This window comes from Qipengyuania nanhaisediminis, from assembly GCF_900115585.1.
Taxonomy (GTDB): domain Bacteria; phylum Pseudomonadota; class Alphaproteobacteria; order Sphingomonadales; family Sphingomonadaceae; genus Qipengyuania; species Qipengyuania nanhaisediminis.
The window spans coordinates 146507-169327 of record NZ_FOWZ01000003.1; the positions used below are offsets into that span (position 1 = coordinate 146507).

At 63.9% G+C, this 22821-nt stretch carries 22 protein-coding genes; 12 read left to right on the forward strand and 10 right to left on the reverse strand.

Annotation, left to right across the window (positions count from 1 at the left end; all coding sequences use genetic code 11):
• Nucleotides 1-15: 15 nt before the first annotated feature.
• The 3 genes from BM173_RS09550 to BM173_RS09560 all read left to right on the forward strand — a co-directional run bounded on the left by BM173_RS09550 (nucleotide 16) and on the right by BM173_RS09560 (nucleotide 4562).
• Entirely contained in the window at nucleotides 16-3009 is a 2994-nt protein-coding gene (locus tag BM173_RS09550; RefSeq protein WP_245755843.1) for a TonB-dependent receptor domain-containing protein, read from the forward strand.
• A gap of 142 nt (nucleotides 3010-3151) precedes the next feature.
• Nucleotides 3152-4024, forward strand: coding sequence for a crotonase/enoyl-CoA hydratase family protein (locus tag BM173_RS09555; protein WP_090480693.1), 873 nt, complete (start codon nucleotides 3152-3154; stop codon nucleotides 4022-4024).
• Nucleotides 4025-4091: 67 nt separating this feature from the next.
• Nucleotides 4092-4562: a MarR family winged helix-turn-helix transcriptional regulator gene (locus BM173_RS09560; RefSeq protein ID WP_090480696.1), complete on the forward strand. Its 471-nt coding sequence runs from the start codon at nucleotides 4092-4094 to the stop codon at nucleotides 4560-4562.
• Between the two features lie 50 nt (nucleotides 4563-4612).
• Here the strand turns inward: BM173_RS09560 and BM173_RS09565 are convergent, their stop codons facing one another.
• The 7 genes from BM173_RS09565 to BM173_RS09595 form a co-directional block, all read right to left on the reverse strand.
• The gene (locus tag BM173_RS09565) at nucleotides 4613-5614 is read right to left on the reverse strand and encodes a type II secretion system F family protein (protein ID WP_263617748.1); all 1002 of its coding nucleotides are present in this window, start codon (nucleotides 5612-5614) and stop codon (nucleotides 4613-4615) included.
• 19 nt (nucleotides 5615-5633) lie between these two features.
• Nucleotides 5634-6605 carry a type II secretion system F family protein gene (locus BM173_RS09570; protein WP_090480701.1) on the reverse strand — a complete coding sequence of 324 codons (972 nt, stop codon included), beginning with the start codon at nucleotides 6603-6605 and terminating at the stop codon, nucleotides 5634-5636.
• Between the two features lie 85 nt (nucleotides 6606-6690).
• Entirely contained in the window at nucleotides 6691-7974 is a 1284-nt protein-coding gene (locus BM173_RS09575) for a nucleotide-binding protein (RefSeq protein ID WP_090480704.1), read from the reverse strand.
• A gap of 3 nt (nucleotides 7975-7977) precedes the next feature.
• Complete coding sequence (locus tag BM173_RS09580) at nucleotides 7978-8631, reverse strand: CpaD family pilus assembly protein (RefSeq protein ID WP_090480707.1); 654 nt, start codon at nucleotides 8629-8631, stop codon at nucleotides 7978-7980.
• Nucleotides 8632-8642: 11 nt separating this feature from the next.
• Nucleotides 8643-10217 (reverse strand): type II and III secretion system protein family protein, encoded by a 1575-nt coding sequence (locus BM173_RS09585; RefSeq protein ID WP_090480710.1) that lies wholly within the window; start codon nucleotides 10215-10217, stop codon nucleotides 8643-8645.
• Between the two features lie 39 nt (nucleotides 10218-10256).
• The gene (gene cpaB / locus BM173_RS09590) at nucleotides 10257-11375 is read right to left on the reverse strand and encodes a Flp pilus assembly protein CpaB (RefSeq protein ID WP_090480714.1); all 1119 of its coding nucleotides are present in this window, start codon (nucleotides 11373-11375) and stop codon (nucleotides 10257-10259) included.
• A gap of 91 nt (nucleotides 11376-11466) precedes the next feature.
• Nucleotides 11467-12180 carry an A24 family peptidase gene (locus tag BM173_RS09595; RefSeq protein WP_090480717.1) on the reverse strand — a complete coding sequence of 238 codons (714 nt, stop codon included), beginning with the start codon at nucleotides 12178-12180 and terminating at the stop codon, nucleotides 11467-11469.
• Nucleotides 12181-12288: 108 nt separating this feature from the next.
• On the opposite strand from BM173_RS09595, the gene BM173_RS09600 reads away from it, so the two are divergent.
• The 3 genes from BM173_RS09600 to BM173_RS09610 all read left to right on the forward strand — a co-directional run bounded on the left by BM173_RS09600 (nucleotide 12289) and on the right by BM173_RS09610 (nucleotide 14584).
• Nucleotides 12289-13251, forward strand: a complete 963-nt coding sequence (locus tag BM173_RS09600; RefSeq protein ID WP_245755844.1) for an alpha/beta fold hydrolase — start codon at nucleotides 12289-12291, stop codon at nucleotides 13249-13251.
• On the forward strand, nucleotides 13248-14345 hold the full coding sequence (locus BM173_RS09605; RefSeq protein ID WP_090480723.1) for an NAD(P)/FAD-dependent oxidoreductase: 1098 nt from the start codon (nucleotides 13248-13250) through the stop codon (nucleotides 14343-14345). The genes BM173_RS09600 and BM173_RS09605 overlap by 4 nt, the downstream gene beginning before the upstream one ends.
• Nucleotides 14346-14407: 62 nt before the next feature.
• Nucleotides 14408-14584 carry a YegP family protein gene (locus tag BM173_RS09610; protein ID WP_090480726.1) on the forward strand — a complete coding sequence of 59 codons (177 nt, stop codon included), beginning with the start codon at nucleotides 14408-14410 and terminating at the stop codon, nucleotides 14582-14584.
• A gap of 3 nt (nucleotides 14585-14587) precedes the next feature.
• Here BM173_RS09610 and rnhA read toward each other — a convergent pair whose 3' ends face one another.
• From rnhA to ispH, 3 genes are read right to left on the reverse strand one after another with little or no spacing between them, the layout of a single operon-like run.
• Nucleotides 14588-15034 carry a ribonuclease HI gene (rnhA, locus tag BM173_RS09615; protein WP_090480729.1) on the reverse strand — a complete coding sequence of 149 codons (447 nt, stop codon included), beginning with the start codon at nucleotides 15032-15034 and terminating at the stop codon, nucleotides 14588-14590.
• 27 nt (nucleotides 15035-15061) lie between these two features.
• A complete protein-coding gene (gene thrB / locus BM173_RS09620; protein WP_090480732.1) occupies nucleotides 15062-16018 on the reverse strand; it encodes a homoserine kinase in 957 nt (318 codons plus the stop codon).
• A gap of 13 nt (nucleotides 16019-16031) precedes the next feature.
• Nucleotides 16032-17009, reverse strand: coding sequence for a 4-hydroxy-3-methylbut-2-enyl diphosphate reductase (gene ispH / locus BM173_RS09625; RefSeq protein WP_090480735.1), 978 nt, complete (start codon nucleotides 17007-17009; stop codon nucleotides 16032-16034).
• Nucleotides 17010-17102: 93 nt separating this feature from the next.
• Between ispH and BM173_RS09630 the strand changes: the two genes are divergently transcribed.
• The 6 genes from BM173_RS09630 (at nucleotide 17103) to scpB (ending at nucleotide 22775) form a co-directional block, all read left to right on the forward strand.
• Nucleotides 17103-17756, forward strand: coding sequence for a hypothetical protein (locus BM173_RS09630; protein WP_090481552.1), 654 nt, complete (start codon nucleotides 17103-17105; stop codon nucleotides 17754-17756).
• A gap of 84 nt (nucleotides 17757-17840) precedes the next feature.
• Complete coding sequence (argS, locus tag BM173_RS09635; RefSeq protein ID WP_090480737.1) at nucleotides 17841-19580, forward strand: arginine--tRNA ligase; 1740 nt, start codon at nucleotides 17841-17843, stop codon at nucleotides 19578-19580.
• Nucleotides 19581-19582: 2 nt separating this feature from the next.
• The gene (locus BM173_RS09640; RefSeq protein WP_090480740.1) at nucleotides 19583-20290 is read left to right on the forward strand and encodes an SPOR domain-containing protein; all 708 of its coding nucleotides are present in this window, start codon (nucleotides 19583-19585) and stop codon (nucleotides 20288-20290) included.
• Between the two features lie 81 nt (nucleotides 20291-20371).
• Nucleotides 20372-21391 (forward strand): beta-N-acetylhexosaminidase, encoded by a 1020-nt coding sequence (gene nagZ / locus BM173_RS09645; protein ID WP_090480744.1) that lies wholly within the window; start codon nucleotides 20372-20374, stop codon nucleotides 21389-21391.
• Nucleotides 21388-22188, forward strand: coding sequence for a segregation and condensation protein A (locus tag BM173_RS14790; RefSeq protein ID WP_090480747.1), 801 nt, complete (start codon nucleotides 21388-21390; stop codon nucleotides 22186-22188). Before nagZ ends, BM173_RS14790 begins: the two co-directional genes overlap by 4 nt.
• Nucleotides 22185-22775 carry an SMC-Scp complex subunit ScpB gene (scpB, locus tag BM173_RS09655; protein WP_281247534.1) on the forward strand — a complete coding sequence of 197 codons (591 nt, stop codon included), beginning with the start codon at nucleotides 22185-22187 and terminating at the stop codon, nucleotides 22773-22775. Before BM173_RS14790 ends, scpB begins: the two co-directional genes overlap by 4 nt.
• Nucleotides 22776-22821: the final 46 nt, after the last annotated feature.

Consider the following 22821-nt stretch of genomic DNA (forward strand, 5'->3'; position numbering starts at 1 on the left):
GCCTTTCTCGCGCTGATGCATGGAACGGCATATGCGCAGTCGGAGGCAGCGCCCGCTTCTCCCGAAGAAGCCGACGATTCCAACCAGATCGTGGTAACCGGGACACAGATCAGGGGTGCCCAGATCAACGATGTCCTGCCGGTGACCGTGCTCGACGAAACCGCGATCGAGAACACCGGTGCGGCATCGGGCGACGAACTCTTCCGCTCCATCCCGCAGGCGGGCACGGTGGCCTTCAACGAACAGAACGCCACCACACAGAACAGCGCGCGCGGCGACGTCGGCTCGATCAACCTGCGCGATCTCGGCACGGGCAATACGCTGCTGCTGATCAACGGGCGGCGTATGACGCTGCACCCGGGTTTCCAGACGGAACTGCTCGTTCCCGTCGTGAGTGCCGATACCAATGAAATCGCACCCGGCAGCGTACGGCGCCTCGAAGTTTTGCGCGACGGCGCATCGGCCATCTACGGCGCCGATGCCGTGGCCGGCGTCATCAACACCGTGCTGCGCGGCAATCGCACCGGTGGCTTCCTGGAGGCCGACTGGCGCGCGTCGCAAGGCACCAGCCTCTACAACTACTCGATCAGCGGCGGCTACGGCTTCGATTTCGGCGGAGGCCGCGGGAATCTGACCGTCTACGGCGGCTATTTCAAAGAAAACGGCATGCTGGCTTCAGAGCGCGATTACGCGGGCGAGGACAATCGCCTCCCGCTGGTCGAGGGCACGGACTTCGAAGGCGATGCCTCGTTCAACAACCGCAACACATTCGGCCCGTTCGGCCAGTTCGACATCCAGGCCCCGTCCAGCCGCACCCCGATCGGCGATGACGACTTCTACCTCCAGCCCTCCACTTTCCCGGGCTGCCGCCTCGATTTCGGCAACGGCATCTGCGCGCGCAACGGCACCACGCCGACCACCGCGGTCCGTTACAACACCAATTTCGGCAACAATCTGATCAGCGCGAAGAAACGCTACAATGCGATGGCCCTGCTCAGTTACGAGCTGTCGAACAATGTCGAGGCCTATTTCGAGGGCAGCTACTACCGCTCCGAAAACCGCCGCAATATCGAGGCTTCTGCCATCCTGAGCGCGGTGCCGGTCGGCATTGCGCGCGATGCCTATTGGAATCCCTTCGGCCCGACGACGCTGGCGGACGGTTCGCCCAATCCCAATCGCCTGCCGGGCACGACCATTGCCGCAGGCGGGGCCGATCTCATCATGGAACGCTATCGTTTCGTCGATGTCGGCAACCGCGACGTGACGGTCGACAAGGATACCTATCGCCTCGTCGCTGGCTTGCGCGGGTCGCTTGGAGCGTGGGACTTCGACACCGGCTTGCTCTATTCCGAGGCCGACCTGATCGACCTTGCCCGCAACCGCGTGTCGCTCACGCTGATGCAGCAGCAGATCAACCTGACGACGCCCGACGCCTACAACCCCTTCAACGGCGGTTGCCTGGACGATCCGGGCGAGGGCGATTGCACGCCCAATCCGGCTTCCTCGATCGATCCGTTCCGCATCGACGTGTTCCGCAAGGGCGGCACCAGCCTCGCGCTTGCCGACTTCAAGCTCAGCCGCGATGACCTTTTCACCCTTCCGGGCGGCGATGTCGGCGTGGCGACAGGCATCGAGTTCCGCCGCGAGACTTTCTACGACGATCGCGACCCGCGCCTCGACGGGACGGTCACCTTCACCGACAGCGTGACTGGCGATTTCAACGGCAGCGATGTCGCGGGCACCAGCCCGTCACCGGACACTGACGGCACGCGCGATGTCTATTCGGCCTTTGCTGAAGTCTTCGTCCCGCTGGTCGCGCCCGACATGAATATCCCGCTGGTGGAGGAACTGAACCTCCAGCTTGCTGGCCGTATCGAGCATTTCGACGATATCGATGCGACGGCAATCGTGCCGCGCGTTGCCGCGTCCTGGACCACCTTCCCCGGCGTCACCTTGCGCGGTGCATGGTCGCAGGGTTTCCGTGCGCCGAACCTCGTACAGGTGAACGATGAAGGCACCACGCGTTCGAACACGCGTGACGACTTCGTGGTCTGCCAGGCCCGCGTCGAAAAGGGCACGCTGGAAAACCTCGGCGCCTGCCCGGGTGCAGGGACGATCAGCTTCCGTTCGGGCGCACGCGACCTCGAACCCGAAGACAGCACCAGCATCAACCTCGGCGTGGTGCTGGAGCCGGTCTTCATCCCCGGTCTGACGCTGACGGCGGACTATTGGCGCGTGAAGCAGGAAGGGCTGGTCGGCACTTTCGGCGATGACAATGCCATCGCGCTCGACCTGCTGCGCCGTCTCAACGGCAGCACCAATCCGAACGTGATCCGCGAAGATCCGACGGCGGATGATATCGCCCTGTTTACCGGCACGAGCCTTGCCCCGGCAGGTGCGATCATCCAGGTGCTCGATCCCTACCTCAACCTCGACAGCCGCGTGTCGAAGGGCTGGGACTTCGGAATGTTCTACGACGTGCCGAACTTCGGCCTCGGCGACTTCCGCCTGCGCTTCAACGCCGCCCGCCTCGAAAGCTTCGTCCAGTCCGCCGGTCCGCAAGGGCAGGAATTGCTCGACGCAATCGAAGCCGGAACGCTGCCGCCAGATGTGAGCGTAGAGGGCCTGGGCGAACTGCTCGAGATCGAGGGACGCCCGAAATGGCGGTTCAGCAGCGCCATCAACTGGGAGAGCGGACCGGTCGATGTCGGCCTGTTCGGTTCCTATGTCGGCGAGGTTTGGGACACCAGCGTCACCCGCGACGAATTGATCGAGACCGACGATCCGAACGGTAATTTCTATCGGGTCGACGACTTCTTCACCGTGAACTTCTCGATCTCCTACACGATCAATAACGACACCGCGCTCGACGGGACGCGGCTGCGCTTTGCGATCAACAACCTGTTCGGTGAAGATCCGCCGCTGGCGGACGAGACCTATGGCTACTTCAGCGAACTGCACTCCGCACGCGGCAGGCAGTTCCATGTGGAGCTGCGCAAGTCGTTCTGATCCGGGCGTAGGAAACACCCGCAAATTCGCGAGGCGCGTCCACCGGGCGCGCCTCGTTTGCTTTGGCGATAGGCTTTCCCACTTGCCACGACGCTGTTCCCCGTGTTCCATCCCGTTCGAGAGAGACACGAGGGAAAGCAAAATGACCGACTACACGCAGATCAAGCTCGACATCGCCGACGGCGTCGCCACCGTCACGCTGCACCGGCCCGAGAAGATGAACGCCTTCACCCGCACCATGATGGCGGAATTCATCGATGCGCTGGATGTGACCGATGCCGACGACAGCGTGCGCGCGGTGATCGTGACCGGCCATGGCGACCGGGCATTCTGTGCAGGAGCCGACCTGACGCCTGAGGGCGGGGGTCACGTCTTCTCCGACCCCAATCCGGTCGAGGACCTGTCGGACGAGCGCGTGCGCGACGGCGGCGGACGGCTGACCTTGCGCCTGTTCAATTCCAAGAAGCCGCTGATCGGTGCTTGCAACGGTGTAGCCGTGGGCGTGGGCGCGACCATGCAGCTGCCGTTCGATATCCGGCTGGCGAGCGACAATGCGCGTTTCGGCTTCGTGTTCGCGCGGCGCGGGATCACGCCCGAAGCGGCCTCCAGCTGGTTCCTGCCGCGCCTCGTCGGCATGCAGACCGCGCTGGAATGGTGTATGACGGGCCGCGTGTTCGATGCGCAGGAAGCACTTGATCGCGGGCTGGTGCGATCTCTCCACCCCCAAGGCGAACTGATGGATGCCGCGATGGGGCTCGCGCGCGAGATCGCGGACAATACCTCGGCCGTGTCGGTGGCCATGACCCGTGCCATGCTGTGGCGCCTGTCGACGACGGATCATCCGATGATGGCCCACCGCATCGACAGCCGCGCAATCTATCGCCTCAGCCGCAGTGCGGATGCCAAGGAAGGCATTGCGAGCTTCCTCGAAAAGCGGCCGCCCGCCTATCCGGACACGGTCGGCGAGAACATGCCCGACTTCTACCCGTGGTGGGACGAGCCCGGCTTCGAGTAGTTGCAGATGTGATAGTCACACGCGCAACGGCCTTGTCATGTCGGGTGAGGGCATTACAGCTACGCCCATGCCAAGCCGCCAGCCAGCCAAACGCCTCGCCGATTTCCTGCCGTACCAGCTTTCGGTCGCATCCAATGCGGTCTCGACCCGGATTGCGGAACAGTATCGCAAGCGTTTCGCGCTCAAGACGACCGAGTGGCGCATCATGGCCGTGCTCGGCGATAGCGGCCCGCTGACACAGCGCGAACTGTCGCAGCAGACGCTGATGGACAAGGTGCCGGTCAACCGCGCCTGCAAGACGCTGGAAAGCCGCGGGCTTGCCGAACGCACGCCCAATGCCAAGGACGGACGCTCGCACCTGCTGGCCCTGACCGCGGAAGGCAAGGCGGTCCACGCGGGGATCATGCCGTTGGCGCTGAAGATCGAACAGGAACTGTTCTCGGTCCTCAGCGAAGACGAGCGCGTGGCGCTGCGCGACATGCTCTCGCGCGTACGCGACAATGCCGGGGACTTCGACGCAGAAAGCCTGGCCGACTAGGCAGTCGACCAGGCTTTCCTATAGCGACCCGTTTTCGGGTTTGGTTTCTGTTACTTCCCGACCCCGCCGCTGAAGGCGTCTGCGATCGAACAGGCTGCCGGTCCGAGAATGACCACGAACAGCACGGGCAGGATGAACATGATCAGCGGAACGGTCATGATGGCCGGAAGACGCGCGGCCTTCTCTTCGGCGCGCATCATGCGCTCGTTACGGAATTCTGCCGACAGGACGCGCAGTGCGCTGGCCAGCGGCGTACCGTAGCGTTCGGTCTGGATCATGGTGGTCACCACGCCCTGCACCGCCTCGAGGTTCACGCGATAGGCGAGATGCTGGAAGGCGGTTTTGCGTTCGTTGAGGAACGACAGCTCGATCGCGGTCAGCGCGAATTCGTCGCCCAGTTCCGGATAGGCGCGGCCCAGTTCCTTGGCGACGCGGTTGAAAGCGGCGTCGACGGTCAGACCGGCTTCGGCACAGATGACCAGGAGGTCGAGCGCGTCGGGCAGGCCCTTGCGGATCGCATCGGTACGCTTGGCCGCCTTGTTCGACAGGAAAAGTTCCGGTCCCTTGTAGCCAGCAAAGACCGCTGCAGCGAGTGCTGCCACGCGCTTGAACTGCCAGTCAGGCTGGATTTCGACGACATAAAGCAAGGTAAAGGCGATACCGCCGAGGATGATCGGCAGGATCATGCGCAGGCCGATAAGCACGACCGCGATTTCCTTGTTGCGATAGCCGGCCCAGGCCAGCTTCTGCTGCATGTCCTCGACCTGGCTCTGCTGCAGCACCTTCATGCTGCCCAGCGTGTCTTTCACCTTGTCGGCCGTGTCGTTCTTGCGGACGAGGCTCTGGCGCTTACGGGCGCTGGTGGTGACGAGGCCGTGCTTGAGCTCCTCGCGACGACCTTCGAGCGCTTTCACGCGCTTGGCCATCGGGTCCTTGATCGTGACGGCCGAATAGATCGCCACGAACACGGCCAGTGCTGCGATCCCGGCAAGGATCGAGCCGACGAGGATAACGTCGAAGCCGAGGAGGGTAGGGCCGCTTGCGGGTTCCATGATATCGCTTCCTCGTGCCTTAGATTTCGAAACTGACCATCTTGGCCATGATGAAGGCCCCGATGCTCATCCAGACCAGGCCGCCAAGGCCGGCTACGGTGAGACGATCGTCGGTGAAGAACGCGCCGATGTAGGACGGGTTGATCCACCAGATCAGGCCGAAGACGATGAAGGGCAGGGCGCCGACGATATAGGCCGAAGCCTTCGATTCCGAGCTCATCGCCTTGATCTTGAGCTTCATCTGGGCACGCTTGCGCAGCACGTCCGAAAGGTTGGACAGCGTCTCTGCCAGGTTACCACCGGTTTCGCGCTGGATGGCGAGCGTGATGCAGAAGAAGTTGAATTCCGGGATGCCGAGGCGGTCGGCGGTCTGCTGGAGCGAATCCTCCATGGTGCGACCGATCTTGATGCGCTCGACGATGCCCTTGAATTCGACGCCGACCGGGCCGGGAACTTCCTGCGCCACGACGGCGAGGGTTTCGGTAACCGGAAGACCTGAGCGAAGACCGCGAACGAGCAGTTCGATCGCGTCCGGGAATTTCACGTTGAACTGGTTGGTGCGCTTCTTGATCGCGCGGCTCACCACGAAGTGCGGAATGCCTGCGCCGACGAAAACGCCGATGCCCAGTGCCAGGCCGAGCGAACCCGACTTGAGGAAGATCGCGAGAGCGGCGACGAGGCCGAGGCCGAGCGATGCATAGCCGTACTGGCTGAGCGTCCAGCCTTTGCCGGTCCGGTCCAGGCGGATGGCGAGCGCTTCGATACGCGAACCCGAACCGGCCTGCTTGAACTGCTTGGGCTTGCGGGCTGCAATCGCTTTCTTCAGCTGGGATTCGACTTTCGCGTCGGTGCTTTCCGAGTGGCGGAAACGCAGCTGCTGGAGACGGCGCTGGCTCTGCTTGCCGGCATCGGGGCCGGCGAAGGCCACGTATCCGAGCACGAGCAGCGCGAGGATCCCGCCGGCTACCAGCATGAGCTGGACAATGTTCATCGTGTCTCTCCGTCCCGTACCGTAAACTTACCGTGAGGATGGAGTGACGCGGCCGATCAGAGCCAGGTCACTCCTCGATCCCCGTTCAGGCCTCTTCGACCTGGCCCTTGTCCTTCTTGGCGAGCAGTGACTTGATGTCGAAGCTGCCCAGCAGCGACTTCTTGCCGCCACCGACATGCGCCGCTTCTTCGCTGTCCTCGTCGCCAAGGCCGATGATGCGCGACGACAGCTGCTTGATCGCAGCGGTGGCCTTGCTCGAGCCGTTGGCGTCGACGAAGGTCTTGCCGAGCTTTGCAGCATTGGCAGCGGCCTTCTGGTCGTAGGGGATCGAGATATCGATCTCGCGTTCGATCGACGCTTCGAAATCGGCCTTGCTGATTTCCGCGGCACCGGGCTGGACCTTGTTGGCGACGACCACCGGAGTGGCGTGCGCCGCATTGGTCTTGAGCCAGGACAGGATGCGGATCGTGTCGCGGGCAGAAGCCAGCGTCATTTCCGTGACCAGCGTCACGACATTCACGTCGTTCAGCAGGTGCGGGAAGTTGATCAGCATGTTGCGCGGCATATCCACCAGCGTCATTTCGAACGCGTGGCGGAACTCTTCCTGCAGCTGCAGGAAGGCCGAGCCATCGGTCATCAGCGGCGAATTGATCGGTGCTTCAGCCGACAGGATGGCCAGATTGTCGTTCGCGCGGATCATCGCGCGTTCGATGAACAGGCCGTCGATGCGGCTGGGATTGTCGATTGCATCGGTCAGGCCGCGACCCGGTTCCAGGTCGAGCGTGAGCGCGCCGGTGCCGAAATGCACGTCGAGATCGAGCAATGCGGTCGGCATCTGCTTTTCCGCGTACATCCACGCCAGCGAGGTCGCGATCGTCGAGGCACCGACACCGCCGCGGGTACCGACCACTGCGGTCGAGATATGGCGCTGGGTCTGTTCGCCTTCGCCGCCGCGCGGGGCCATGAAAACGGCCTGTGCAGCGTTAAGGGAATCGCGCAGGACCGAAGCCGAAAGCGGCTTCAGCAGGTAATCGTGGATGCCGCTGGCAAGCAGGTCGCGATAGAGGCGCACGTCGTTCACCTGGCCGACCGCGATCACCACCGTGCCGGGTTCGCAAACCTCGGCAAGTGCGTTGATGTCGTTCAGCGGGTCGCCGCTTTCCGACAGGTCGACCATCAGGATATTCGGGCTGGCCGAAACCGACAGGGACTGGATCGCGTTACGCAGACCGCCCTTGTTGCATTTCTCAGGCTGCCAGCCGAGTTCGATGACGACCGGACGCAGGACATCCAGCGCCGTTTCGTCGCACATGAAGGCGGCGAACGGATCGCGATTGCCCGGCATGCTGGATTTCAAGGAAGCGCTCATGGTTTAGGACCCTCCTTCGGTCGTGCTGATCGTCGCCAGGCCGTCCACGCCGGTCGGCTCTGCGTCACGATAGGCCCTGATGGCCTTGGTCGAGGTGGTAACGACGGTCTCTCCAGTGCCCTGCTGGCCCTGGATCAGGTCTTCCGGATTGGCGACCATGCCGGCGAGATTGCCATAAACGGCGCATCCGTAATTCGGATTGGTGGCGTTCTTCTCGTTGGCTTCGGCCGTGTGCGACCAGTCCGGGCATTGCGGCATCGAAGCGGTAGAACGCGTGATGACGATGCGGGCCTGGCCGGGTTCGGCGTAGCCGGTCGTGACCGGGGTGCCTTCCGCGAGCAGGATGCCATAGCGGCCTGCCAGTTCGGCAACATCCTCGCGCACGGCAGCAGAAGCGGTGGCGTCTTCGACGGCAACGCGGTCGCCGTAACGAAGGTCCATGCTCTCGAACCAGCCGGCGAGACGCTGCTGTTCGGAGATCGGCAGGCCATCGGCGTTGGTGGCCACGTCGAGCGTATAGTTCGAGCGTTCAACGACCGGCTGCTTCACGCTGTAGAGCGTGCGGTTGTCCATGTTCATGCCGCCACAGGCGCCCAGTGCGAGGGCGAGCGAGGCTGCGAACGAAGCGGTAAGCTTGCGATTGATTGCTTTAGGCATGTCTCGTCCCCTTATTCGAAGCTGAAGCCGGGCTTGGCAGCGGCGGTCTTCTCGTCGCGGCGTGCCTCGGAAGGCATGGCGACCTGTTCACCGGTTTCCGATCCCTCGTAGGAGATCTGCGGTGCCGAACCGGCAGCGCCGCTGACGGTCGGGACCGGACGGCCCGTCCCACCGCTTACGCCGTCGGCTTCGCGATAGCGCAGCAGGCGGTCGAATTCGGTCGGCTTCTGGAAGCCGTCGGTCGGCAGGCGGATGTCGCTCGCATTGACCGGCTTCACCAGATACGGCGTGATCACGATGACCAGCTCGGTTTCGCCGCGACGATAGTCGGTCGAGCGGAACAGGTTGCCCAGGATCGGGATGTCACCGAGGCCCGGAGCCTTTTCGATCTGGTTCGATGCGTTGTTCGACAGCAGGCCGGCGATCATGAAGCTCTGGCCGGAGCCGAGTTCCACGGTCGTTTCCGCACGGCGCGTGATAAGCGCGGGAACGCGGAAGCCTTCGAACTCGATCGCGCCCTGTGCCGACAGTTCCGAGACTTCCGGACGAACGCGGATCGAGATCCGGCCGTTCGAAAGGACCGTCGGAGTGTAGGCGAGGCTCACACCGTAGTTCTTGTATTCGATGGTCGTTGTGCCTAGGCCCTGGTTGAGCGGGATCGGGAATTCGCCACCGGCAAGGAATTCGGCGGTTTCGCCCGAGAGCGCGGTCAGGTTCGGCTGCGACAGCGTGGTCACGAGGCCCTGCGTTTCCGCAAGGTCCAGCGCGCCGCCGATATCGAGGCCGAGCAGCTTGCCGGCAAAACCGAGCGTGCTGCCGAGGTCGGCGCCGAGGATCGAGGTAGCCGGAGTTTCGATTACTTCACCTGTTCCCGGGTCGGTAAACACGTCCACCGTGTCGGCGTTCATGCCGAGCGTCGTGCCGGGCGAGAACAGCTTGGCTGCACGACCCTGGCCGATGCCGAACTTGAAACCGCTGGTGCTGTCGAGCGACTGGAGGTTCACGCCAAGAGCGCGAACGACCGAGCGGCTGACTTCGGCGATGCGGACCTGCAGGTTGACCTGCAGCGGCGTCGCCATGCGCAGGCGGCTGATGACGTTGGTTTCCTCGCCGACGAATGCTTCGACGAGAGCCTGGGCCTCGGCGGCATCTTCGGGTGCGGCAACCGTGCCCGTCAGAAGGACGACGTTGCTGCCCATGGTAGCGACGTTGATCTTCGCTTCCGGCATGGCGAGGGCGAGCATCTGGTCGATGCTGCCGATGTTGGAACCGACGCGGACATTGGCCGACCAGATGATATCACCGCGAGCGTTGCTGGCGTAGACCGTGGTCTCGCCGCCCGAACGGCCGAACAGGTACAGCTGGCGCTGCGACTTGACCTGGACATCGGCAACATTCTCGTTGGAGATGAACACATCGGTCATCGCGCCGGGCACGTTGATGAGCTCACCGCGACCGATCGAGAGGACGATGTCCTGGCTCGGGCTAACGACCGACTGGGCCGTGGCCGTGGTCGTCGGAGCGGCAGCCAGCGGCGCGAGGGCCAGTCCGGCAAGCAGCAGTTTGGTGGAGAGACGACGTTTCATGGAATTGCCCCCTGAATGGCTTCCTGAGCTCTTGAATTCTTAGCGAAGGGTGCTGAGTGCGACCGGGGCGGTTTCCCCGACGCGGCCTGCACCGTTACCGACTGCAGCGTTCATGCCGCGCACTGCACTGCCCATCGAAAGCGGAACCGCTTCGGTGGTCTTGCCGCGCGTCACGCGAACCATCGGACCGCGGCTCACCGGAGCCGATGTCGTAGTGGCGGCACCCGACGTGTTCGAGAAAGTGCGACCGTCGTCGTTCGACTGCGGTGCAGCCCCGCCGCGCGGCGGCATCGAGCTGCGCTGGAAGCGCGAGACATCGCCGCCCGTGACATAGGTGCCGCGGCTGTCGTCGGGACGACCCATGGCGGTGCGAAGGATACGCTCTTCCTCTTCGGGCGTCGCATCGTCGGGGATGCTGACTTCGCCCGCGGCGAGGGCACGTTCGAGTTCGCCTTCGCTGTCGGCAATGGCGCGCAGAGCGAGGCTCAGCGTACCGATCGTCTGCGCAACGGCGACCTTTTCGGCGATCTTCGGGGTCACTTCCATAGTGACCGTGCGGAAGGCCTTGACCTGCGTCACACCATCGACGGTCTCCTGCGTGGTCGACTGGTCGGTTGCCAGCACGCGAAGGTTACGAAGGATGGTTTCCGACGTTTTCAGCGCCTGGCCGTTGGTGCCCTGGACCGTCTGGGTCAGGACCATGTCGACGCGGTCGCCCGGGAAGACGAAGCCGGCAACGCCGCTCTTCGCATCGACGGGCACCGTGATGGCGCGCATGCCGGGAGTGAGGGCCGCAGCCAGGAAGCCGCGGTCGCCCGGGCTCACCAGTGAACCCTGGGTCACCGGTTCACCGGCAGTCACGGGATGGCGGACAACCGTACCGATCAGCTTGGTGATGTCGGCTTCGCCGTCCAGGAAGTAGGCATCCTGAACCAGCTCTTCCGGCCACAGCTGATAGCCGATGGCATCTGCAGTGATGATCGTACCGGTCGGCAGCGCACGCTGCGCAACCAGGACCTTGGGCCCTGCAGCTTCGACTTGCGATGCCGCGTTGGCCTGCGGAGCGGATGCTCCTGCGAACATGCTGCGGGCAACAAGTGCCGTACCGATCGCAACGACCAGTGCACCAACCAGCAGAACCAGCTTCTTCCTATCCATGGCTTTTAAGCCCCCTCATATGGCCCGCGTGATCTATGTGCGGACAGCTATGGTTTCCGTGTCTAGACCCCGATTGGTTAAAATCGGGTTGTCACCCGATCCCGGCTTCAGAAATTTGTGTGACGAACCCGCCGCCGGCGACCCAGAGCCCTGCGACGGCAATGGCGAGTCCGTAAGGAATGCGTGGTTGCTGGTCGTGTCGGCGGATGATCTTGATCGATGCCAGCGTGACGAATGCGAGAATCGCGACTGGCACCAGGGCGACCAGTATTGAGGTCGCGCCATTGGCTGCCAGCGGCTCTATGATTGCGGAAGGAATGGCCAGCTTCGGGCCGCCAAGGACGGCGCTGGCGAAATTGGCGGCGACCAGGGTGAAGGCACCCAGCAGTACCGTATCGCGGACCGGCTTGCCGCCGACGACGCGCGAATGGGCAACGCCCCACATGCCCATGGCAAGCGTCAGGACCCAGCCTGCCATCGCCATGATGATGACGAGGACCACGAAATTTGTCGGCGGGAACCACAGCGCCAGCGCGGTCAGCAGCTTCACGTCGCCGCCGCCCATCTGGCGCAGGGCAAAGAACAGGCAGCACACCGCAAAGGTCGCCGCAGCCAGCCCGAACTGCATTGCAACGCCCGGCCACAGGTCCAGTCCCGTAGCCCACCAGAACAGCGGAGCGCCGGCCGCGATCGCAATGTTCAGGCGGTTGCCGATGGTGCGGCTGCGCAGGTCGGTAAACGCCGCCCACAGCAGGCCGATTGCCAATCCGGCAAGCAGAACGTAGGTGAAAATCTGGTCGTGCATGACGTCCCCGAACGTAAGTATCGAGGGCCCGTGCTACTCAAACATGCTTACCAAATAGTAACCATGCCCTTTGCGCAGAACCGGGAGACACCCATCAGCCAGGCCGACTTGCAGACAGATAACGCCGCCATCGACCGGCGCGCCATTCCGGCCAGCGCCAGCGAAAGCGTGTGGCAGGCAGCCGACGGTCACACGCTGCGCCGAATCGACTGGCCGGGAGCGGGCGGGGAAGAGCGCGGATCGATCCTGTTCCTGCCGGGGCGCGGCGACTTCTACGAGAAATACCTCGAGACGCTGGACGGCTGGCACCGCGGCGGCTGGCGCGTCACCGCTGCCGACTGGCGCGGACAGGCAGGATCGGGCCGCCTCGGCGATGATCCCATCACAGGCCATGTCGAAGATTTCTCCGACTGGGTGGCCGATCTCGACCATTTCTGGTCGGACTGGGTGAAATCCACGCCCGGGCCGCACGTGCTGGCAGCGCATTCCATGGGCGGGCACATCGTCATGCGCGCGCTGGTCGACGGGGTGGTATCGCCCGACGCGGTCGTGCTGTCCGCGCCCATGCTCGGCATGAGCGGTCCCCCGCTACCCCTGCCCGTGCTCCACGGCGTTGCAAAGCTGATGACACGAATCGGTGCCCCGACGCGTCCGGCATGGAAATGGAGCGAAAAGCCGGGCGAGGTCCCGGCAAGACGGCGCGACCTGCTGACCCATGACGACGATCGGTATGAAGACGAATTGTGGTGGCGCGAACACCGCCCCGAACTGGTGATGGGCCCGGGAAGCTGGGGCTGGGTCGAACGCGCCTATGCCTCGACCCGTGTTATCGAGGCGCCCGGCGCTATGGAGAAGGTCCAGGTGCCTGTATTCATCGTCTCGACCGCGAACGACAAGCTGGTCAGCCACAAGGCCGCGGTGCGCGCCGCACAGCGCCTGCCACGCGGCGAGGTCCTCGTGTTCGGTGACGAGGCGCGGCACGAAATCCTGCGCGAAGTCGACGCGGTGCGTGACAAGGCTCTCGCCGGTATTGCGGAATTCCTCGACCGGGTAGTACCGGCGAAGCAGTGACCGTCTACGATTTCGCCATTGTCGGAGCCGGCATCGCCGGTGCGAGCCTCGCGGCCGAACTTGCCGAGGCGGGCGCCAGCGTGCTCATCCTCGAAGCGGAAGACCGGCCGGGCTATCATTCGACCGGGCGTTCGGCGGCATTCTGGGAGGAATGCTACGGCGGGCCGGAGATCGTGCCGCTCACGCTCGCATCGGGAAAGTATTTGCGCGACAACGGGTTTCTCTCGCCGCGCGGCGCGCTCTACATCGGGCGCGGAGAAAACCGGACAGCTCTCGATGCCTTCATGACGCGCTTTCAGGACACCGGGGCGACGATCGAACGGATCGGTGCAGAGGACCTGGCAGGCAAGATCCCCGGAATCAGGCCGCAATGGTCGGACGCGATCTGGGAACCGGCGTGCGCGGATATCGACGTGGCGGCGCTCCATGCGCATTACCTCGCGCGGGCAAATGCTTCGGGCGTAACGCTCGAATGCCGGTCGAGGCTGGCTGGAGTTGCCCGCGAAGACGGAAGCTGGACGCTTCGAACCGAACGGGGTGGCAGCTTTGCCGCATCGGTCCTCGTCAATTCGGCAGGGGCATGGGCTGACGAGGTCGCATCGCTCGCGGGGGCGAAACCGCTCGGTATCCAGCCTTACAGGCGCACGGTGATCCAGCTGCGGACCGATCCCGCGCCTGCGCCCGACCAGCCGCTGGTGCTGGATATTTTGGGCAAGTTCTACTTCAAGCCCGAGAGCGGGCGGGTGTGGCTGAGCCCGCATGACGAAGAACCGAGCGCGGCCTGCGATGCTGCTCCCGAGGAACTGGCCGTGGCAGAAGCGATCGACCGGCTGCAGGGCGTGGTCGATTGGAAGGTCCAGGCGGTGGAGCGCAAATGGGCGGGCCTGCGCAGTTTTGCGCCCGACCGCGCCCCGGTCTATGGCTATGACCCTAAGGTCGAAGGCTTTGCGTGGTTTGCAGGGCAGGGGGGCTTCGGCATCCAGACCTCGCCTGCAGCAGCGCGGCTCGCCTCGCAGCTGCTTCTGGACAGGCCGCGGGACGAGATGACAGAAGCGATCGACGCCTCGATCTACTCTCCGGCTCGCTTCCCCTAGCCAAGACTGCATCATTTGTTAGTGTGGGCGGCGAATCCAATCCACCAAGGGAGAGAATGCCGATGGGACATCATTTCGAAATCTATAAGGACAAGGCTGGCGAATACCGCGTGCGGTTCAAGTACAATTCGGAAACGATGTTCTCGACCGAAGGCTACAGCTCGAAGGACAGCGCCAAGAACGCCATCGCTTCGATCCAGAAGAACGGCCCCGGCGCGGAAACCGTCGACAACTGCTGATATTCAGCCCTCGTCGACGAGCGCGCGATCCGCGGCTGCGTTGGCGAGGGCATCCACCCGCTCGTTTTCCGGGTGACCCGAATGGCCCTTGACCCAGTGCCATTCGATCTGGTGCCGGGCTACGGCCTCGATCAGGTCGTGCCATAGCTCCGCATTCTTGACGGGCTTCTTGCTGGCATTGACCCAGCCGCGCTTCTTCCAGCCGTGTACCCACTTCGTGATCCCGTCGATCACGTATTTGCTGTCGGTATAGATATCGACCTGGCACGGCTCGATCAGCGCCGAGAGGCCGCGGATCACGGCCGTCATTTCCATGCGGTTGTTGGTCGTTTCCGGATCGCTGCCCGACAACTCCTTCTCGTGCCGCCCCATGCGCAGCAATGCGCCCCAGCCGCCGGGGCCGGGATTGCCCTTGCACGATCCATCGGTGAAGAGTTCGATCTGTTTCATCGGCGCGGCCCTAGCGTGCAAAGCGCCTCAGGCGAAGAGCGCGGCGCCGTTTTCGGCGTAGAAATCCCACCGGCGCACGAAATCCATCGGATCCTTGCGCGTGACCAGCGCATCCGCAGGCGTTTCGATCCAGTCCTCTGCGCGGCTGGCGACGAAGCGCAGGCAGGCGGCCTGGGCGAGCAATGGCATGGCCGCGCGCTCGTCGTCGCCAAGCGGTCGGACTGCACAATATCCTTCGACGAGGGCGCTTCCGATTGCAGGATCGTAGGTGCGGCCTGTGCCGTCGAACGCCCATGCGGCGTGGGTCACGGCAAGGTCGTAGGCCATTGCGCCCTGGCACGCGAAATAGAAGTCGATCATGCCCGATACCGCATCGCCCAGCATCAGGACATTGTCGGGGAAGAGGTCGGAATGGATAATCGAGGATGGCAGGTCGTCGGGCCATGCCGCCACGACCTCGCGGCCCCTGTCGATCGCAGAGGGTAGCGCGGGATCGATCGCGGCCAGCGCATCGGCGTCCAGCGCTTCGAGCATGGCGAGCGTGCCAACGGGCGCGAGGTCGTTTTCGCGCGAAAGGGCATAATCCTGCGCGGCAAGATGCATCTCGGCCAGTGCCGTGCCAAGGGCCTGTGCCTGCGTCGCGGTCGGCTGGTTGGGGGAAACGCCGGGCAAGAATTCGATGAGCGCGACCGCCTTGCCATCGACGGTGCGGAACGCCGCGCCAGACCGATCGTGGATGGTTGCGGGCACGGGACAATCACGCTCCGCCAGATGATCGAGCAGGCCGAGGAAGAAGGGCAGTTCTCCCGTGTCGATCCGCCGTTCGTACATGGTGAGGATGTAGCGCCCGCCGGTCGTCTCGATCAGCCAGTTCGAATTCGACACGCCTTCCGCGATGCCCTTGGCCGAAACCAGGTCACCGACATCATAATGCCCGATCAGCTCCGCCAGGTCCTCGGCACCGAGATGGGTGTAAACAGCCAAGCTATCCGGCCAGTTATTCCGTCAGCTGGCGCGGCAGCTTGAAGACCATTTTCTCTTCCGTGGTAGTGATGACCTCTTCGGTCACCACACGCCAGTCGGACAGCCGGTCGACAACTTCGCGAACCAGTTTCTCTGGCGCAGAAGCGCCAGCGGTGAGGCCCAGCGTGCCGACGCCTTCGAGCCATTTGGGCTCGATCTCGGATGCGCGCTGGATCAGGCGGGCATCGGTCCCCATGCGCTGGGCAACTTCGACGAGCCGTAGCGAATTGGAGGAGTTGGGCGCGCCGATCACCAGTACCAGATCGCAGCCGCTGGCGATTTCCTTGACCGCGGCCTGCCTGTTGCTGGTGGCGTAACAGATGTCTTCCGCCTTCGGCGCGACGATCTGCGGGTATTTCGCCTGCAGCGCTTCCACGATTTCGCGGGTGTCGTCGACCGACAACGTCGTCTGGGTCAGGAACGACAAATCGTCTTCCTGCGTGAAGGGCAGGGTCGCCACGTCTTCGACGGTTTCGACCAGGGTGATCTGGCCGTCGGGCACCTGGCCCATCGTGCCGATGACCTCGGGATGGCCTTCGTGGCCGATGAAAAGGATGTGCTGGCCCTTTTCGATCTGGCGTTCCGCCTGGCGGTGCACCTTGCTGACCAGCGGGCAGGTGGCATCGACGTAGAGCAGCTTGCGGCGTTCGGCCTCTGCGGGGACCGATTTCGGCACGCCATGGGCGGAAAAGACCACCGGCGCATCGTTCGGCACTTCATCCAGCTCTTCGACGAAAATCGCGCCCTTGGCTTTCAGGCTGTCCACGACATACCGGTTGTGGACGATCTCGTGACGCACGTAGACCGGGGCGCCATACTTCTGGAGCGCGCGCTCCACGATTTCGATGGCACGGTCTACTCCGGCGCAGAAACCGCGCGGTGCGGCGATCAGCAATTGGAGCGGCGGGCGCGGGTCGTTACCCGAAGCGGTGGATGGAAAGGGGGCGTTCATGCGCGCCCCTCTAGCGCTTTGCATCGCGCCAAGCTAGGGCACGCACGCCCCGGCAGGGTCATTGAATACGAACACATGAGGAATGCCGCCGACATGATGAACCGCTTTCGCCTCCTTACTGCTCTTGGAATGGGTCTCGCACTCGCCGGATGCAAGAGCGACGGGCAATTGGTCGTGGCCGGCAATGCGGTGGGTATCACCGCGGTCAGGACGGCATGTCCGGCCGTGGGCATTCCTGATTATACGGGTGACGTAACGCTGTTCCGCAGCGCCGATTCCCGCACGCTTTCCGATCTCGACGTGACGGCGGCAATCACCAACCTCACCTCGACCTGCAACGAACAGGGCGAACAGGTCTATTCCGAAGCCAGCTTCGATGTCGTTGCACGCCGCGCCGATGTGCGAGGCGCGCGCACGGTGGAACTGCCCTATTTCTCGACCGTCCTGCGCGGCGGCAGTGCAGTCATTTCCAAGCGTGTCGGCACGGTCACGCTGACCTTCGCTGACGGACAGGAACGCGCCAGCGCAAGCGGCAAGGCGGCTGCTTTCGTCAATCGCGCGGAAGCGACCCTGCCCACCGACATTCGCGAGCGCATTACGCGCAAGCGCCGTGCGGGCGATCCCGATGCAGCGCTCGACCCGCTGGCCGATCCCGAAGTGCGGGCCGCCGTCCAGCGCGCGACTTTCGAACTGCTAATCGGCTTCCAGCTGACGCAGGAACAGCTGGGCTACAACGCCACCCGCTGATCCCCGGTAGCAGGGACGCGCGATCCGGGGGCGGCAACGCCCTCGCATCTTGCCATTTCGCCTGATTCGTTTAGGCGCGCGGACATGGCTGAAATGCAGACACTCCACGCCTCGTTCGCGGCGAAAATCGACGCCGTTCTCAATGCGCTAGAGATGGAAGGGCACCTTCCCGCGGGCGCTAACCGTGCAAACGTGACAGTCGAACCGCCGCGCGATCCCTCGCACGGCGATCTGTCCACCAATGCCGCCATGGTGCTGGCCAAGCAGGCCAAGACCAATCCGCGCGCGCTGGCGGAACTTATTATCGAGCATCTCGGCCGCGAGCCCGACATCACCGAGGCGAGCATTGCCGGACCGGGCTTCATCAATATGCGCCTTGCCGACACCGCGTGGCTGCGCGAGCTCGAAGCGATTGCGGCCCTCGGTCCGGATTACGGACGCTCGGCCATGGGCGGCGGGCGCACGGTCAATGTGGAATATGTCTCGGCCAATCCGACCGGACCCATGCACATGGGTCACTGCCGCGGCGCCGTCGTCGGCGATGCGCTGGCCGGATTGCTGGAATTTTCCGGCCACGGCGTCACGCGCGAATATTACGTCAACGATGCCGGCGGCCAGGTCGATACGCTCGCCCGTTCGGCGCATTTGCGTTATCGCGAAGCGCTGGGCGAAGACATCGGGGGCATTCCCGAAGGCCTCTATCCCGGCGACTATTTGAAGCCGGTCGGCAAGACCCTGGCCGCCAAATTCGGCGATAAATACGCCTCCGCCCCCGAAGCCGAGTGGTTGCAGCTCTTCAAGAAGAAGGCGGTCGCCGCGATGATGGACATGATCCGCGCCGACCTGGCGCTGCTCGGTATCAACCACGATATCTTCGCTTCCGAAGCCGAATTGCAGGCGGCGGGTAAACCGGAAGACGCCGAGAAGTGGCTGCGCGAACACGGCTATGTCTATGACGGCGTGCTCGAAGCGCCCAAGGGCAAGGCGCCGCCCGAAGACTGGGAACCGGTGGAGCTGCCGCTGTTCCGCTCGACTCAGTTCGGCGACGACCAGGATCGCCCGATCAAGAAGTCGGACGGCTCGTGGACCTATTTCGGGGCCGACCTCGCATACCACTTCCAGAAGGCCGAGAAGGCCGATGCCATGATCGACATCTGGGGTGCGGACCACGCCGGCACGGTGAAACGGATCAAGGCTGCAGTCGCCGCGCTCACGCAGGGTGCCGACCGCGATGTGCCCTTCGACGTCAAGCTGGTGCAGATGGTCAACCTGATGCGCGATGGCGAGCCGGTGAAAATGTCCAAGCGCTCGGGCAATTTCATCACCATCGCCGACATGGTCGAGGAAGTGGGCAAGGACGTGGTGCGTTTCACCATGCTGACCCGCAAGCCCGAAGCGCAGATGGAATTCGACTTTGCCAAGGTGGTGGAAGCCTCCAAGGATAATCCTGTCTTCTATCTGCAGTATGCCCATGCGCGTATCCGTTCGACCCTGCGCAAGGCGGGTGTCGAGCCGAGCGATGCCCATCTCGACCGGCTGGGCGAAGGCGAATTCGCGCTGGTGCGCGAAGCCGCGCAATTCCCGCGTATCGTAGAGGCCGCGGCACGTGCCCGCGAACCGCATCGTATCGCCTTCTTCCTCGGCGAACTTGCCGCCGCCTTCCACAGCTACTGGAATGCGGGTAACGACGATCCGGCAAAGCGGATCATCCAGGAAGGCGATGCCGAACTGACCGGAGCGCGCCTGTTCGTGGCGGCGCAGGTCGGACAGGTGATCCGCAACGGCCTAGGGATACTGGGGGTCGAAGCGGTCGAGGAGATGTGAGCATGGCGGGCGGCGAATACGACCGGGACGAAGACTGGGACGAGGGCGAGAACCTCGAACTGCTCGAAGACGACGAGCGGCTGCCCTGGCTCGAAGCGGACGACGAGGATGACGGCGACACCGGCTTTGCCACCTCGCGCATCGTGCTGCTCGGCGTGCTGGCGATCCTGCTGGTCGGCTCGTTCCTCGGCGGGGCGTGGTACTGGCTCGGCAGCCATGCCGACGAACCGCCGGCCGATGGCAGCCTGATTGCCGCGCCGGACGAACCCTACAAGACTCGCCCGGAAAATCCCGGCGGCAAGACCTATGCCGGAACCGGCGACACCAGCTTCGCTGTCGGCGAAGGCCAGACGCGGGAAGGGCGCTTGGCGGACGATCCGGCTCCATCTGCTGCCGGACCTTCAATCGCGACTACGCTGAACGATGAAGATGCTACACCATCGACTACCTCCTCTACACCTGTAGAGCCGGCCCTATCCGGCGTTGCGGTGCAGGTCGGCGCGTTTCCCACGCGTTCGGATGCGCAGGATGCCTGGGTCAGACTGATGCGCCAGACCGAGGCGCTGAACGGCGTGCGCCACCGCGTGGTAGAAGCGAAGGTCGATATCGGCACGGTATACAGGCTCCAGGCGGTTGCCGGTGACCGTGCTTCGGCCAATCGCCTGTGCAATGCGCTGAAAACCGACGGATTGCCCTGTTTTGTGAAATAAGCCGCCCAAGCGCCGCTATTTCCACACTTCCTGCCTCCAAGTCGCTTGCCAGTCGGCGGGAAGAAGCGCACTTTTACGCCTATGTTGCCCGCAATCTTCGGCATTTCCGGCCTCGAACTGACGGCCGACGAACGCGCCTTCTTCAAGGACGCCGATCCGGCAGGCTACATCCTGTTTGCCCGCAATTGCGAAAATCGCGAACAAATGCGGGCGCTTACGGATGATCTGCGAAGCATTCACGGACGCGACAGCCTGATCGTATCGATCGACCAGGAAGGCGGCCGGGTCGTGCGCATGAAGCCACCCGAATGGCCGAAGTACCCCGCGGGAGAGGCGTTTGCGCGCTTGTTCGAAATCGCTCCCGCCAGCGCGATCGAAGCGGCGCGAGTGAATGCCGAGGCGATGGCTCGCGAACTGGCGCTGGTCGGCGTAAGCGTCGATTATCACGCGCCTTTCGACGTCCGCCGTCCCGAAACCGATGATGTGATCGGCGATCGCTCCCTTGGTAGCGACCCGATGCAGGTTGCCGCATTGGGGCGCGCCGTGCTCGACGGAATGAGCCATGCAGGCGTGGTCGGCTGCCTCAAGCATATGCCCGGACATGGCCGCGCCACCGTGGACAGCCACAAGGCTCTTCCCCGCGTGGAGGCGAGCGATGCGGAACTGGAAACGGACATCGAACCGTTCCGTACGTTGGCCGCACACCCGCTGGGTATGAGCGCGCATATCGTCTTCAGCGCCTGGGATGAGGAAAGGCCCGCCACCCTGTCTCCCACCGTGATCGACAAGGTCATTCGCGGCCGCATCGGCTTCGACGGTCTCCTGTTGACCGACGATATCGACATGCAGGCGCTCGATGGGAGCATTCCCGACCGGAGCGAGAAGGCCCTCGCCGCGGGGTGCGATATCGTCCTCAACTGCTGGGCGAAAATGGACGACCAACTCGCCATTGCCAAACGCCTAGGCGCCATGTCCGCCGAAACCGCCGGCCGCCTGGATCGGGTCCACGCAATGATGGGCGAACCTGCTGACTGCGCCGAAACGGAAGAGCTCCTCGCCAAGCGCGACGCCTTGCTTGCCATTGCGGAGGCCACTGCATGAGCGACGGCCTGCTGTTCAACGATACTGCTCCCGAACAGGAGGAGTGGGACGGGATCGCAGCGGAAGCGCCGGTCGATGAAGGCGCGCTTTATCTAGAGCTCGACGGGTGGGAAGGCCCGCTCGACCTCCTCCTCGACTTGGCGCGCCGCCAGAAGGTCGACCTGCGGGAAATATCGATCCTCGCGCTGGTGGAGCAATATCTCGACTACATCGAAACGGCAGAGGCGCTGAAGCTGGAGCTTGCCGCCGATTATCTCGTGATGGCGGCGTGGCTGGCCTATCTCAAATCGGCGATGCTGCTTCCCAAGGAAGAGCAGGAAGACCCGAGCCCCGAAGAACTGGCGCTGCGCCTGCAATTGCGGCTCCAGCGCCTCGGCGCAATGCGCGATGCCGCTGCGCGCCTGATGGGCGGCGACCGGATCGGGCGCGACGTATTCCTGCGCGGCGCGCCCGAGGGGCTCGACATCGTCCGCAAGACCAAGTGGAAGTGCGACCAGTTCGCCCTGATCGAGGCTTATGGCCGCGTGAAAGCGCGCACCGCACCCGCTGTCCACATGGTGCGCGAGCGACCGGTCATGACCCTCGATTCCGCGCTCGAGCGTGTGTCGAACATGCTCGGTGTGACGCTTGAATGGATGGAAATCCGCGACTTCCTGCCCCCGCATGCAGAACCGCGCCTGCGGCGGTCCGCGCTGGCGTCCAGCTTCGTCGCCGCGCTCGAACTGGCGCGCCTTGGCAAGGCGGAAATCGCGCAGGAAGACACGTTTGGTCCCTTGCGCCTGAGGCGGGTCACGTGACCGATCTGGAGCGCGCGATCGAGGCCGCCCTGTTTGCTGCAGAAGAGCCGATGACGGTCGAGGCCCTTGCCGGGTTCCTCGGCGATGCGGCCAATGCCGATGTGCGGGACGCTCTCAAATCGCTGGCAGAAATGTACAGCGAACGCGGCGTCCACCTGGTAGAGCGGGGCAAGCGCTGGCATTTCGAAACTGCCCCCGATCTTGCGCACCTGCTGCGCAAGGAGAAGGAACAGGTCCGCCGGCTCAGCCGCGCCGCGACCGAGGTCTTGGCGATCATCGCCTATCACGAACCGGTCAGCCGCGCGGAGATCGAATCGATCCGCGGCGTGCAGACTTCCGGCGGTACGCTGGACGTGCTGATGGAGGCGGGCTGGGTGAAGATCGCGGGCCGCCGCGAAGTGCCGGGCAGGCCGACGATCTACGCCACCACGCCTGAATTCCTCGACCATTTCGGCCTTACCAGCCGCCGCGACCTGCCCGGAATCGCGGAATTGAAGGCGACCGGCCTGCTCGACCCGGTAGACGATGCCTTCGAAGCGCTGACCGACAGCGGGGATGACGAGGAAGAGGCGGAAGACGTCGCCTGACTGGCGTATCGCCCGCAGAGCGCCTATATCCGTATCAACACTATCG